Source organism: Streptomyces sp. NPDC096012 (assembly GCF_040426375.1).
Taxonomy (GTDB): Bacteria; Actinomycetota; Actinomycetes; order Streptomycetales; family Streptomycetaceae; genus Streptomyces.
In genome coordinates, this window is the sequence record NZ_JBEOTD010000002.1 from 97,625 (window position 1) to 110,297 (window position 12,673).

At 71.5% G+C, this 12,673-nt stretch carries 10 protein-coding genes and 1 tRNA gene; 6 read left to right on the top strand and 5 right to left on the bottom strand.

Features of this window, described 5'->3' with window-relative positions:
* Positions 1-51: 51 nt before the first annotated feature.
* Positions 52-1,194: an acyl-CoA dehydrogenase family protein gene (locus ABVB68_RS02820; protein ID WP_353599235.1), complete on the top strand. Its 1,143-nt coding sequence runs from the start codon at positions 52-54 to the stop codon at positions 1,192-1,194.
* A 355-nt stretch (positions 1,195-1,549) separates the two neighbouring features.
* Here the strand turns inward: ABVB68_RS02820 and ABVB68_RS02825 are convergent, their stop codons facing one another.
* The 5 genes from ABVB68_RS02825 to ABVB68_RS02845 all read right to left on the bottom strand — a co-directional run bounded on the left by ABVB68_RS02825 (position 1,550) and on the right by ABVB68_RS02845 (position 6,057).
* The gene (locus ABVB68_RS02825; protein ID WP_353599459.1) at positions 1,550-1,879 is read right to left on the bottom strand and encodes a rhodanese-like domain-containing protein; all 330 of its coding nucleotides are present in this window, start codon (positions 1,877-1,879) and stop codon (positions 1,550-1,552) included.
* A 49-nt stretch (positions 1,880-1,928) separates the two neighbouring features.
* Positions 1,929-2,741 (bottom strand): hypothetical protein, encoded by an 813-nt coding sequence (locus tag ABVB68_RS02830; RefSeq protein ID WP_353599236.1) that lies wholly within the window; start codon positions 2,739-2,741, stop codon positions 1,929-1,931.
* A gap of 432 nt (positions 2,742-3,173) precedes the next feature.
* Complete coding sequence (locus ABVB68_RS02835; RefSeq protein WP_353599237.1) at positions 3,174-3,650, bottom strand: hypothetical protein; 477 nt, start codon at positions 3,648-3,650, stop codon at positions 3,174-3,176.
* 133 nt (positions 3,651-3,783) lie between these two features.
* Complete coding sequence (locus tag ABVB68_RS02840) at positions 3,784-5,259, bottom strand: DUF2252 domain-containing protein (protein WP_503006008.1); 1,476 nt, start codon at positions 5,257-5,259, stop codon at positions 3,784-3,786.
* 714 nt (positions 5,260-5,973) lie between these two features.
* A tRNA-Leu gene (locus ABVB68_RS02845) sits at positions 5,974-6,057 on the bottom strand.
* Between the two features lie 468 nt (positions 6,058-6,525).
* Here ABVB68_RS02845 and ABVB68_RS02850 point away from each other — a divergent pair.
* The 5 genes from ABVB68_RS02850 to ABVB68_RS02870 all read left to right on the top strand — a co-directional run bounded on the left by ABVB68_RS02850 (position 6,526) and on the right by ABVB68_RS02870 (position 12,587).
* Entirely contained in the window at positions 6,526-7,398 is an 873-nt protein-coding gene (locus tag ABVB68_RS02850) for an FHA domain-containing protein (protein ID WP_353599238.1), read from the top strand.
* Between the two features lie 10 nt (positions 7,399-7,408).
* Positions 7,409-7,939: an FHA domain-containing protein FhaB/FipA gene (locus ABVB68_RS02855; protein WP_353599239.1), complete on the top strand. Its 531-nt coding sequence runs from the start codon at positions 7,409-7,411 to the stop codon at positions 7,937-7,939.
* Positions 7,940-8,079: 140 nt separating this feature from the next.
* Positions 8,080-9,621 carry a Stp1/IreP family PP2C-type Ser/Thr phosphatase gene (locus ABVB68_RS02860; protein WP_353599461.1) on the top strand — a complete coding sequence of 514 codons (1,542 nt, stop codon included), beginning with the start codon at positions 8,080-8,082 and terminating at the stop codon, positions 9,619-9,621.
* 30 nt (positions 9,622-9,651) lie between these two features.
* The gene (locus tag ABVB68_RS02865; protein WP_353599240.1) at positions 9,652-11,103 is read left to right on the top strand and encodes an FtsW/RodA/SpoVE family cell cycle protein; all 1,452 of its coding nucleotides are present in this window, start codon (positions 9,652-9,654) and stop codon (positions 11,101-11,103) included.
* Positions 11,100-12,587, top strand: coding sequence for a peptidoglycan D,D-transpeptidase FtsI family protein (locus ABVB68_RS02870; protein WP_353599241.1), 1,488 nt, complete (start codon positions 11,100-11,102; stop codon positions 12,585-12,587). The genes ABVB68_RS02865 and ABVB68_RS02870 overlap by 4 nt, the downstream gene beginning before the upstream one ends.
* Positions 12,588-12,673 lie beyond the last annotated feature (86 nt).

Consider the following 12,673-nt stretch of genomic DNA (forward strand, 5'->3'; position numbering starts at 1 on the left):
CGAACTGCCGGACCAACCGTCAGTCGACCGGATCCGCCGGGAGGACAGGCCGTGGACTTCACCTTCACCGAGGAGCAACTGGCGGCGGCCGAGGCGGCGCGGGGGGTGTTCGCCGGCGTCGTGCCGGACGCGGTACCGAGCCCCGCGCTCACCCCGGGTCCCGTGGCCGAGGGCTTCGACCGGGAGCTGTGGTCCCGGCTCGCCGACGCCGACCTGCTGAGCCTGCTGCTGGACGAGGCGCACGGCGGGGCGGGCCTCGACGCGATCGCGTTGTGCCTGGTGCTCCGTGCGTCCGCCGAGGTTCTCGCACGGGTGCCGCTGCTGGAGCACAGTGCCGCCGCGGCGGCCGTACAGGCCTACGGCCGGGCCGAGTCGGCGCAGCGGCTGCTGGAGCGGGCCGGCCGCGGAGAGCTGGTGCTGACCGTCGCGGCGAACGGGCGGACCGGCCACGACGCGGCCGAACTGGCCGTCACCGCGCGCCGGGAAGGCCTCGACTGGGTGCTGGACGGGGTGCAGACGGCGGTGCCCTGGGCGTACGACGCGGACCTCGTCGTCGTACCCGCCCATGTCGGGGACGCGGGTGCCGACCGGACGGTGCTGGCACTCGTGCCGCGCGAGCACGAAGGGGTGGTGCTGGCCGGGCAGGTGTCCACCAGTGGGGAGCGGCTGGCCGAGCTGCGGCTGGCGTCCGTGCGGATCGACGCGACGGAGGTCATCGAGGCCGACGGCGCGTGGGAGTGGCTGCACGCCCTGCTCGTGACCGGCACCTGTGCGCTGGCGCTCGGCCTGGGCGAACGGGTACTGCGGATGACCAGTGACTACACCGGAAAGCGGGAGCAGTTCGGGTATCCGATCGCGACCTTCCAGGCGGTGGCCGTGCAGTCGGCGGACCGGTACATCGACCTGCGTGCCATGGAGGCCACCCTGTGGCAGGCCGCGTGGCGGATCGCCTCGGGGGCGTCCGGGGCGCTGCCCGCCGCCGCTGATGTCGCGGTGGCGAAGATCTGGGCGGCGGAGGGCGTGCGGCGAGTGGTTCAGACGGCCCAGCATCTGCACGGCGGGTTCGGCGCCGACACGGACTACTCACTGCACCGGTATCACGCCTGGGCCAAGCACCTGGAGCTGGCGCTCGGACCGGCGGCGGCGTACGAGGAGAAACTCGGCGATCTGCTCGCGGCACACCCCCTCGCCTGAGACGTGCCGAGGCGTGTCCCGTCGCTGAGACCTGCCTCCTCGGCGGAGCCGCACCTCCTCGGCGGAGCCGCACCACCTCGGTTGAGGCGAGTCCGCTCGGCTGAGACCTACCTCCTCGGTTGACGCGCACCACCTCGATTGAGGAGGGTCCGCTCGGCTGAGACCTGCCTCCTCGGTTGAGGCGTTCCGCGCGGCTGAGGCGCGCGCCCTCTGGTCCGAAGCGGGTCCGCGCGGCTGAGACGTGCGCCTCCTGGCCCGAAGCGGGTCTGCTCGGCAGCGGCATACCGCTTTGCCCGAGGCGGGTCCGCTCGGCTGAGACGTACCGCTTAGCCCGAAGCGGGTCCGCTCGGGTCGGCTACAGCACGAAGCCTGGCTTGCCGTCCTCCGTGATCACCGGGCGGCCCGCTGCCTGCCAGCCCTGCATGCCGCCGTCGATGTTGACCGCGTCGATGCCCTGCTGCACCAGGTACATGGTGACCTGGGCCGAGCGGCCGCCGGAGCGGCAGATGACGTGCACACGGCCGTCCTGCGGGGCGGCCTCGGTCAGCTCACCGTAGCGGGCCACGAACTCGCTCATGGGGATGTGCAGCGCCCCCTCGGCGTGGCCGGCCCGCCACTCGTCGTTCTCCCGCACGTCCAGCAGGAAGTCGCCGTCCTTGAGGTCGGTGACCTCGGCCGTGGGCACACCAGCTCCGAAATTCATGCCTCCGACGCTACCCGAAGCAGGGACTGACTCAGCCCTGTCCCTGCAGGTCCGCCAGTTCGGCCTCGCGTCCGGCGATGTCGGCGCGCAGCTTGCCGGCGATCTCGTCGAGCAATCCGTCGGGATCGTCCGGGGCGAGGCGGAGCATGCCCGCGATGGCGCCGTCCTCGAGCTCGCGGGCTACCAGGGTGAGCAGTTCCTTGCGCTGGGAGAGCCATTCGAGGCGGGCGTACAGCTCCTCGGCGGGGCTCGGGCGGCGCTCGGGCGGGACCGGGCCGGCCGCCCACTCCTCGGCCAGCTCCCGCAGCAGTGTCTCGTCGCCGCGGGCGTAGGCGGCGTTCACGCGGGTGATGAACTCCTCACGCCGCGTCCGCTCCTCTTCCTCCTGCGCGAGGTCGGGGTGTGCCTTGCGGGCGAGGTCGCGGAAGAGCTTGCGGGCCTCGTCGCTCGGCCGCACCCGCTGCGGGGGCCGGACCGCCTGGTCGGTGAGCATGGCGGCGGCCTCCGGGAACAGGCCCCCACCGTCCATCCAGCCGTGCAGCAGGTCCTCGACCCCGGGCATGGGCAGCACCCGGGCGCGGGCCTCCTCGGCCCGCCGGATGTCCTCGGCGTCGCCGCTGCGGGCCGCCTTCGCCTCGGCGATCTCGGCGTCCAGTTCCTCGATGCGCAGGTAGAGCGGGCCGAGTCGCTGGTCGTGCAGCCGGGAGAAGTTCTCGATCTCGACGCGGAAGGTCTCCACCGCGATCTCGTACTCGATCAACGCCTGTTCGGCGGCCCGGACGGCCCGTTCGAGCCGTTCCTCGGGCCGCGGTGCCTGGGACTGGTCGGCTTCCGGGGTCGTCACGCGACCAGCGTAGGCCACGGCCGCAACGGGCCGACCGCACCGGCCGGATTCACCGGCCGGTCCGGACACGACGGCGGACCGGACACCCCGACAGGACCGGCCCCACCGGCAGGACCGGATTCACCGACAGGACCGGGATCCACTGGCCGAGCCGAATCCCCGCCGGGACCGCACCCGCCCACGGGCCGAGTCCCCGCCAGGCCCGCACCCGCCCACGGGCCGAATCCCCGGCAGCACCGAACCCACCCACGGACCCGGGATCCACGGGCGGCCCACCTCCCCGCCAGACCCGGCACCACGCCAGAACCGACTCCCCGGCAGCACCGAAGCCACCCACAGCACCGAGATCCCCGGGCGACCCACCTCCCCGCAGGCCCAGCTCCCCGCCAGGCCCGCCTCCCCGCCAGGCGCGGGTCTCCGGGAGGACCTGCTTCACCGGCCGGCCCGGGCGTCCGGGCAGGCGGCCGGAACCCACTGGGCGGCCAGGTCCCGGCAGGCGACGACGAGGGTGCCGGGGCGACAGGCCAGCTCGTGGGTGCAGCCGACCGGATGCGGAAGGATCTCGTCGAGCAGCACGGCGCCGAGGGAGGCGGGATCGCAGGCGTCCAGGACGTCCGTCTGGAAACGGGAGACGCCCGAGTAGCGGACGACCAGGTCCTCGTCGTGCCGGGCGCAGTCGTGCCGGAACCGGATCTCGAGGGCGTCACCGGCGCCATGGCTCACCTCGGCGGGTACGAGGTCCCGCACGCAGCGCCTGCCGCCGAAGTCGTAGCGCGCCGGGTCGGTCGCGAACGCCCGCGCCCCGGGCGGCAGACCGGTCGCGAGCCCGGGCAGCCGGTCGAGATAGGGCCGCGGGTCGAGAAGCACCGGTGCGTCGCCCCGGCCGCCGCTCACCTCCACGTACTTCATCTCGGCCCTCCTCGCCGCATCGCGGCCCGCACCCTCGCCGTCCCCTCCTCTACTCCGGCCCACACCGTCGCCGTCCCCTCCTCATGCTCCGGCCCGCACCCTCGCCGTCCCCTCCTCTGCTCCGGGCCGCGCCTCACACGCCCGACTCGGCCGCTATCCGCCCCGCCCGCACGGCCGCGACCAGTTGTGCGTGGTCCGCCTCGGTGCGGTCGGCGTAGGCGACGGCGAAGGCGGCCATCGCCTCGTCCAGTTCCTCGTTCTTGCCGCAGTAGCCGGCGATCAGCCGCGGGTCGGCGCTGTGCGCGTGGGCGCGGGCCAGCAGGGCGCCGGTCATCCGGCCGTAGTCGTCGACCTGGTCGGCGGCGAGGGCGGCCGGGTCGACGCTGCCCTTGCGGTTGCGGAACTGGCGGACCTGGAAGGGGCGCCCGTCGACCGTGGTCCAGCCCAGCAGGATGTCGCTGACCACCTGCATCCGCTTCTGCCCGAGGACGACCCGGCGGCCCTCGTGCTCCGCGGGCCGTGCTTCGAAACCGGCCGTGAGCAGGTGCGGGAGCAGTGCCGAGGCGCGGGCCTCCTTCACCTGGAGCACCAGCGGCTGCTCGCGGTGGTCGAGGAGCAGCACGACGTAGGACCGGGTGCCGACGCTGCCGGTGCCGACCACGCGGAAGGCCACGTCGTGCACCGCGTGCCGGGCGAGGAGGGGGTGCCGGTCCTCGCTCAGGGTGTCGACATAGGCCTCCAGGGAGGCGGCGACCGCGGCGGCCTCGGCGTCCGGGACCCTGCGGAGCACCGGCGGGGCGTCCACGAACCGGCGTCCGCCGTCGGCCACCGTCTCGGTCGCCTTCGCGGCGAACCGGCCGCTGGTGTTGGCGCGGGCCTTCTCCGAGACCCGCTGCAGGGTGCCCAGCAGATCGTGGGCGTCGGTGTGGGACACCAGCTCCTCGTCGGCGATGGCGTTCCACGCGTCCAGCACGGGCATCTTCGCGAGCAGCCGCATGGTGCGCCGGTAGGCGCCGACCGTGTCCCGTGCCGCCGCACGGCAGGTGTCCTCGTCGGCGCCCGCCTCCCGGCCGGCGAGCACCAGGGAGGCCGCGAGCCGCTTCAGGTCCCACTCCCAGGGGCCGTGCACGGTCTCGTCGAAGTCGTTGAGGTCGATGACCAGGTCACCGCGGGCGTCGCCGTACAGGCCGAAGTTGGCGGCGTGCGCGTCACCGCATATCTGGGTACCGATGCCGGTCATCGGGGTGCGCGCCAGGTCGTACGCCATGAGCCCGGCGGAACCGCGCAGGAACGCGAAGGGGGTGGCCGCCATCCGGCCCACCCGTATCGGCGTCAGCTCGGGGATGCGCCCGGCGTTGGACTCCTCGACCGCGCTCACCGCGTCGGGGCGGTCGGGATCCACGTCCAGGGTGCGGTGCGCGTCGCGCGGCACCCTCGAACGGAACGCCTTGCCCTCCCCCTTGGGGGAACCCTGCGCCGGCCACCGGGCGAACCCGCGCATCCGGGGCAGCCGGCCCACCGCTTCCGCCGCTCCCACACCGGTTTCGGTCACCGGGACCGCCTCCCCCGAACTCCCCGCACGCCTGCGAACAGGCGCCCGTACGAACATCAACTCGTGGAGACCGTACAGCGGGTGGCGAAAACGCGTCAGACCCTGTGGACAACTCGCCGCCTGTGGACAACTCACCCCCGCGGGTCACCGCTCGCGGCGGGGCGCGGCCCCTCACGGGTCACAGGAGAAGGCGGCGGGCCGCAGCCCCCTCACGACGGAAGAAGGAGCCCTTCCGTGAACCGCGCGCAGGCGGTGGGCCGCCGCCGCGGCCGGCATCGCCCATCGCCGTCGCCGCATCGCCGTCGCCGCATCGCCGTCGCCGCGCTCGCGTTACCCGCCCTGCCCGGCTGCTCGTCCGGCAAAGCCGAAGCCGAAGCCGCCGCCTCACCGGCTGACGGCGCACGCCAGGCCCTGGAGAGCACCCCCCTACCGCCCCACGCCAACCTCCGCGCGATCAAGGAGCAGTGGAGACGCCACGGCGGCGGGCGAGCGCGACGGCGCGCGAACGGCATCGCCGACGGACGAGGCGACCACACCGGAGACCTGACGTACGGCCGGACATCCCGCACCCGCCTGGCCGACCCCGCCGCGGTAACAACTCGGCATCACCCGCGGCCAAGGCCTTGGCCTGGTCCGTGACATAGCTCACGGGCCGGGCGGCGGGACGCGTCCTCACCGAGTGGGCGGTCCTCGTGAGAAGGGACACAACGAGAAACGGGCCCCTGCCGTGACTTCCGTCACCGGCAGAGACCCGTTTCACCGGTTTCTCTGTGCGCGAGGGGGGAGTTGAACCCCCACGCCCTTGCGGGCACTGGAACCTGAATCCAGCGCGTCTGCCTATTCCGCCACCCGCGCATTGGGTGTGTCTTCCGGTCCCTGCCCTCTCGGGCGGCCCCTTCCGACACCCAGAACATTAGCACGTCGTACGGGGTGGGTTCACATCCCTTCCCCGCCCCCCGGGCCCGTCCCCGACCGCGGCCGCGCAGGTCTCGAGCAGTGCCGGTTCACGTATCAACCTCGTACCGGTCCCGGCCATCTCCCCAGGAGGAGGACCGGGTGCACAGCCGGGTGCGGGACACTGGACTTCGCCCGCCTCTACGATCCATGCCGGGAAGAGATCCCCGGCGGGATCCAGGCGGGAGTCCCGGGCGGTGCCCCAGGAGGAGTCCCCGGACGAGTTCCGGGGAGGAGTTCGAAGGGAGCCGCTGGGGGAACCGGCTGATTGCCGGACGCGTAGATACGATCAGTGAGCAGGACCGGCAGTACCCGCGAGGCAGCGGTATACAGCAGGCAAGGCAACGGCAGGGACGGAGGAGGTGCCCCATGGGAGTCCTGAAGAAGTTCGAGCAGCGTCTCGAAGGTCTGGTGAACGGCACCTTCGCCAAGGTCTTCAAGTCCGAGGTCCAGCCGGTGGAGATCGCCGGCGCGCTCCAGCGGGAGTGCGACAACAACGCCACCATCTGGAACCGCGACCGCACGGTCGTACCCAACGACTTCATCGTGGAGCTGAGCACGCCGGACTTCGAGCGGCTCAGCCCCTACTCCGGGCAGCTCGGCGACGAGCTGGCCGGCATGGTGCGCGACTACGCCAAGCAGCAGCGCTACACGTTCATGGGACCGATCAAGGTCAACCTGGAGAAGGCCGACGACCTCGACACCGGTCTGTACCGGGTGCGCTCACGCACCCTCGCCTCCTCCAGCAGCCAGCAGGCACCCTCGGCCCCGCAGGCCCCCGCGGGGCCGCCTCCGGGCCGGCCCGGACAGGGCGCCCCGGGCGGCTACGGCTACCCGCCGGCCGCGCCCGCGGGCGCGCCTCCGATGCCGGCCGCGCCGCCGCCCGGGACCCGGCCCGGCGGGTACGGCTATCCGCAGCCCGCCACCCAGCGGCCGGCGGCCGCCCCGATGAGCGGCGGACGCACCCGCCACTGGATCGAGATCAACGGCACCCGCCACCAGATCTCCCGCGGGACGCTGGTGCTGGGCCGCAGCACCGAGGCCGACGTGCGGATCGACGACCCCGGCGTCTCCCGCCGGCACTGTGAGATCCGGACCGGAACGCCCTCGACGATCCAGGACCTCGGCTCCACGAACGGCATCGTGGTGGACGGGCAGCACACCACCCGCGCTACGCTCCGCGACGGCTCGCGGATCGTCGTGGGCAGCACCACCGTTATCTATAGGCAAGCCGAAGGGTGAAGCGGGGGCAATGTCAGAGCTGACCCTCACGGTCATGCGGCTGGGTTTCCTGGCCGTACTGTGGCTGTTCGTGATCGTGGCCGTGCAGGTCATCCGGAGCGACCTGTTCGGTACGCGCGTCACTCAGCGCGGCTCGCGCCGGGAAGCCGCCCGGCCGCAGCAGCCGGGCCGGCAGCAGGCGGCCCGGCCGCAGGCCACGCCCCCGCCGCAGCGCGGCCAGCAGGGCGGCGGCCGGCAGCGCCGCAACGCCCCCACCAAGCTGGTCGTGACCGAAGGCACACTGACCGGCACGACGGTCGCGCTGCAGGGCCAGACGATCACCCTGGGCCGGGCGCACGACTCCACGATCGTGCTGGACGACGACTACGCCTCCAGCCGCCATGCCAGGATCTACCCGGACCGCGACGGCCAGTGGATCGTCGAGGATCTCGGCTCCACCAACGGCACGTACCTGGACCGGGCCCGGCTGACGACTCCCACGCCGATCCCGCTGGGCGGGCCGATCCGCATCGGCAAGACCGTCATCGAGCTGCGGAAGTAGTGCTACGTCATGAGTGAGCGCGAGCGGAGCGAGCACGCAGCGGCAGGCCGCCACCCGGTCTCCGGCGCGCTCCCGACCGGAGGGTGGGCAGTGTGGCTCGACACGACCGGCTGTACCCGGAGCCGACGGGCGAGGTGCGCATGAGTCTGTCACTGCGCTTCGCCGCCGGATCGCACAAGGGCATGATCCGGGAGGGCAACGAGGACTCCGGTTACGCCGGTCCCCGGCTGCTCGCGATCGCCGACGGCATGGGCGGCCAGGCGGCCGGCGAGGTCGCCTCCTCCGAGGTCATCTCCACCCTGGTCACGCTCGACGACGACGTGCCCGGCTCCGACATCCTCACCTCCCTCGGCCAGGCCGTGCAGCGCGCCAACGACCAGCTGCGCTCCCTCGTGGACGAGGACCCCCAGCTGGAGGGCATGGGGACCACCCTCACCGCCCTGCTGTGGACCGGTCAGCGGCTCGGTCTGGTGCACGTCGGCGACTCGCGCGCGTATCTGCTCCGGGACGGCGTGCTGACCCAGATCACCCAGGACCACACCTGGGTGCAGCGGCTCGTCGACGAGGGCCGGATCACCGAGGAAGAGGCCACCACCCACCCGCAGCGCTCCCTGCTGATGCGCGCCCTCGGCAGCGGCGACCACGTCGAGCCTGACCTGTCCATCCGCGAGGTGCGGGCCGGCGACCGCTATCTGATCTGCTCCGACGGCCTGTCCGGCGTCGTCTCCCACCAGACGATGGAGGAGACCCTCGCCAGCTACCAGGGCCCGCAGGAGACCGTGCAGGAGCTGATCCAGCTCGCGCTGCGCGGCGGCGGCCCCGACAACATCACCGTCATCGTCGCCGACGTCCTGGACCTGGACACCGGTGACACCCTCGCCGGGCAGCTGTCCGACCAGCCGGTCGTGGTCGGCGCCGTCGCCGAGAACCAGCACCACCTGCACGACAACGGCATCATGCAGACCCCGGCCGGCCGCGCCTCCCACCTGGGCCGGCAGGGCCACGGCGGCGGCGAGTTCGGCCCGCCCGGCTCCGGCGACGCCGACGGCTACGTCCCGGCGGGGAACTTCGACGACTACGCCGACGACGACTTCACCAAGCCGCGCAGGCAGCGCAGGTGGCTGAAGAGATCCTTCTACGGCATCCTCGCCCTCGCCGTCATCGGCGGCGGCCTGTACGGCGGCTACCGCTGGACGCAGACGCAGTACTACGTCGGCACCAACGGCGAGCACGTCGCGCTGTACCGCGGGATCAGCCAGGACCTGGCGTGGGTCTCGCTGTCGGACGTGGAGACGGACCACCCCGAGATCGAACTCAAGTACCTGCCGCCCTACCAGCAGAAGCAGGTCAAGAACACGATCACGGCGGAGGACCTCCAGCAGGCCCGGACGAAGATCGAGGCGCTGTCCGTGCAGGCCTCCGCATGCCGGAAGCAGGCGGAGCGATCGGCCGCCGCGAGCGGGAAGAAACCCGGGAAGGCCCAGGGCGCGACCGCGGGGGCGACGGGAACCAGTCGTACCGCCCTCACGTCCAAGGCATCACCGTCGCCGAACCCGTCGGCGTCGTCGAAGCCCCCGGGCTCGCACCCGAAGTCTCCGACCCCGTCCGCGACCGCCCCCGCCGATCCCGGCCCGAGCCTCTCCGAGGATGAGCAGAAGGTCGTCAATCAGTGCGGCAAGTAGTAGGCACGCCGTGAGAGGCCCCGTCACACCATGAGCAGTACTTCCAATTCGCCGACGCACCACACGTCCACGATCGGGGCGATCGGCGCACCGAGCCGCCGCAACACCGAGCTGGCACTGCTGGTGTTCGCCGTGGTCATCCCGGTGTTCGCCTACGCCAACGTGGGTCTGGCGATCAACGACCAGGTGCCCGCCGGCCTGCTGAGCTACGGCCTCGGTCTCGGCCTGCTGGCCGGCGTCGCGCATCTCGGCGTGCGGAAGTTCGCCCCGTACGCCGATCCGCTGCTGCTGCCCCTGGCCACCTTGCTCAACGGGCTCGGGCTGGTGTGCATCTGGCGGCTGGACCAGTCGAAGCTGCTCCAGTCGCTGCCGAACTTCGTCTCGGCCGCACCCCGCCAGCTGCTCTACACCGCGCTGGGCATCGCCCTGTTCGTCGTGGTGCTGATCTTCCTGAAGGACCACCGCGTCCTGCAGCGCTACACCTACATCTCCATGTTCGGCGCCCTGGTGCTGCTCGTCCTGCCGCTGGTGCCCGGCCTCGGGGCCAACATCTACGGCGCCAAGATCTGGATCAGGGTCCCCGGCCTGGGCTCGCTGCAGCCCGGTGAGTTCGCGAAGATCGTGCTCGCCATCTTCTTCGCCGGGTACCTGATGGTGAAGCGCGACGCCCTGGCCCTCGCCAGCCGCCGCTTCATGGGCCTGTACCTGCCGCGCGGCCGCGACCTCGGTCCCATCCTGGTGGTCTGGGGAATCTCGATCCTGATCCTGGTCTTCGAGACCGACCTCGGCACCTCGCTGCTGTTCTTCGGAATGTTCATCATCATGCTGTACGTCGCCACCGAGCGGACCAGCTGGATCATCTTCGGTCTGCTGATGTCCGCGGTCGGCGCGGTCGGCGTGGCGAGCTTCGAGCCCCACATCCAGACCCGTGTGCAGGCCTGGCTCGACCCGATGCGCGAGTACAAGCTGAGCCAGGCCGGGGTGCACGACGGAACCCTCCATTCCGAGCAGGCCATGCAGGCCCTGTGGGCCTTCGGCTCCGGCGGCACCCTCGGCACCGGCTGGGGCCAGGGCCACTCCGACCTGATCAGGTTCGCCGCGAACTCCGACTTCATCCTCGCCACCTTCGGCGAGGAGCTGGGCCTGGCCGGCATCATGGCCATCCTGCTGATCTACGGCCTGATCGTGGAACGGGGCGTGCGCACCTCCCTGGCCGCCCGCGACCCGTTCGGCAAGCTGCTCGCCATCGGCCTGTCCGGCGCCTTCGCGCTGCAGGTGTTCGTGGTGGCCGGCGGTGTGATGGGACTCATCCCGCTGACCGGTATGACGATGCCCTTCCTCGCCTACGGTGGTTCCTCCGTCCTGGCCAACTGGGCCCTGATCGGCATCCTCATCCGTATCAGCGACACCGCCCGCCGCCCGGCGCCCGCCCCCGCGGCCAGCCCAGACGCCGAGATGACCCAGGTGGTGCGCCCGTCATGAACAAGCCCCTGCGCCGGATCGCGATCTTCTGCGGTCTCCTCGTCCTCGCCCTGCTGCTCCGTGACAACTGGCTCCAGTACGTCAAGACCGACGCCCTGAAGAACGACCCGAAGAACCGCCGCGTCACCATCGCCCGCTACGCCACCCCGCGCGGCGACATCATCGTCGACGGCGAGCCGGTCACCGGCTCCACCGAGAGCAGCAAGAGCGGCCTGAACGACCTGAAGTACAAGCGCACCTACAAGGACGGCCCCATGTGGGCGCCGGTCACCGGCTACGCCTCGCAGGCCTTCGGCGCCACGCAGCTCGAGTCGATCGACGACGGCATCCTCACCGGCAACGACGACCGGCTGTTCTTCCGCAAGACCCTCGACATGGTCACCGGCAAGGAGCAGCAGGGCGGCGACGTCGTCACCACGCTGAACTCGGCCGCGCAGAAGGCGGCGTGGAACGGCCTGAAGTCCCGTGGCGGCAAGGGCGCCGTCGTCGCCCTGGAGCCGTCCACCGGCAAGATCCTGGCGCTGGCCTCCTACCCGTCGTACGACCCCTCGTCCTTCGCGGGCAACTCCAGCAAGATCGACGGCGCGGCCTGGAACAAGCTGCAGAAGAAGAACAACCCCGCCGACCCGATGCTCAACCGGGCGCTGCGTGAGACCTACCCGCCCGGCTCCACCTTCAAGGTGGTCACGGCGGCCGCCGCGCTGGAGAACGGCAAGTACACCTCGGCGGACCAGAAGACCGAGTCGCCGCTGCCGTGGACCATGCCGGGCACCACCACGCAGCTGAAGAACGAGGGCAACATCCCCTGCGAGAACGCGACCATGCGGGCCGCCCTGCAGTACTCCTGCAACACCGTCTTCGGCAAGATCGGCGCCGATCTCGGCAACGACAAGATGCTGGCCGAGGCGAAGAAGTTCGGCTTCGACTCCGAGCAGTTCACCCCGGTCCGCTCCAACGCCTCGGTGTTCTCCGACAACATGAACCCGTCGCAGACCGCGCTGTCCTCCATCGGTCAGTACAACACCGCCGCCACCCCGCTGCAGATGGCCATGGTCGCCTCCGCGGTCGCCAACGACGGCAAGCTGATGAAGCCGTACATGGTCGACGAGCTGCGGTCCTCCAACCTGGACCCGGTCGCCAAGACCGATCCGGAGGAGCTGAGCCGCCCGCTGTCGCCGTCGAACGCGCAGATCCTGCAGCAGATGATGCAGACGGTGGTCGAGAAGGGCACCGGTACGAACGCCCGGATCAACGGCGTCACCGTCGGCGGCAAGACCGGTACCGCCCAGCACGGTGTGGCGAACAGCGCGAACCCCTACGCGTGGTTCATCTCCTACGCCAAGATGCCCGACGGCAGCTCGCCGGTGGCGGTGGCCGTGGTGATCGAGGACGAGCACGCCAACCGTGACGACATCTCCGGTGGCGGCCTGGCCGCGCCGATCGCGAAGAACGTGATGGAGGCGGTCATCAAATCGAAGAAGTGAGACCCCGGTCCCTGGATGTGGGGAAACCGGCTCATCACAGTGAACCCGCTCACATCACCTTCACATCGATGCACGTTGCGATACCG

What these genes read in the sequence shown, in the direction of transcription:
- ABVB68_RS02835 (WP_353599237.1), bottom strand. Translation starts at nt 3,650, where the DNA reads ATGAAGTACGTGGAGGTGAGCGGCGGCCGGGGCGACGCACCGGTGCTT.
- ABVB68_RS02840 (WP_503006008.1), bottom strand. Translation starts at nt 5,259, where the DNA reads ATGTTCGTACGGGCGCCTGTTCGCAGGCGTGCGGGGAGTTCGGGGGAG.
- ABVB68_RS02850 (WP_353599238.1), top strand. Translation starts at nt 6,526, where the DNA reads ATGGGAGTCCTGAAGAAGTTCGAGCAGCGTCTCGAAGGTCTGGTGAAC.
- ABVB68_RS02855 (WP_353599239.1), top strand. Translation starts at nt 7,409, where the DNA reads ATGTCAGAGCTGACCCTCACGGTCATGCGGCTGGGTTTCCTGGCCGTA.
- ABVB68_RS02860 (WP_353599461.1), top strand. Translation starts at nt 8,080, where the DNA reads ATGAGTCTGTCACTGCGCTTCGCCGCCGGATCGCACAAGGGCATGATC.
- ABVB68_RS02865 (WP_353599240.1), top strand. Translation starts at nt 9,652, where the DNA reads ATGAGCAGTACTTCCAATTCGCCGACGCACCACACGTCCACGATCGGG.
- ABVB68_RS02870 (WP_353599241.1), top strand. Translation starts at nt 11,100, where the DNA reads ATGAACAAGCCCCTGCGCCGGATCGCGATCTTCTGCGGTCTCCTCGTC.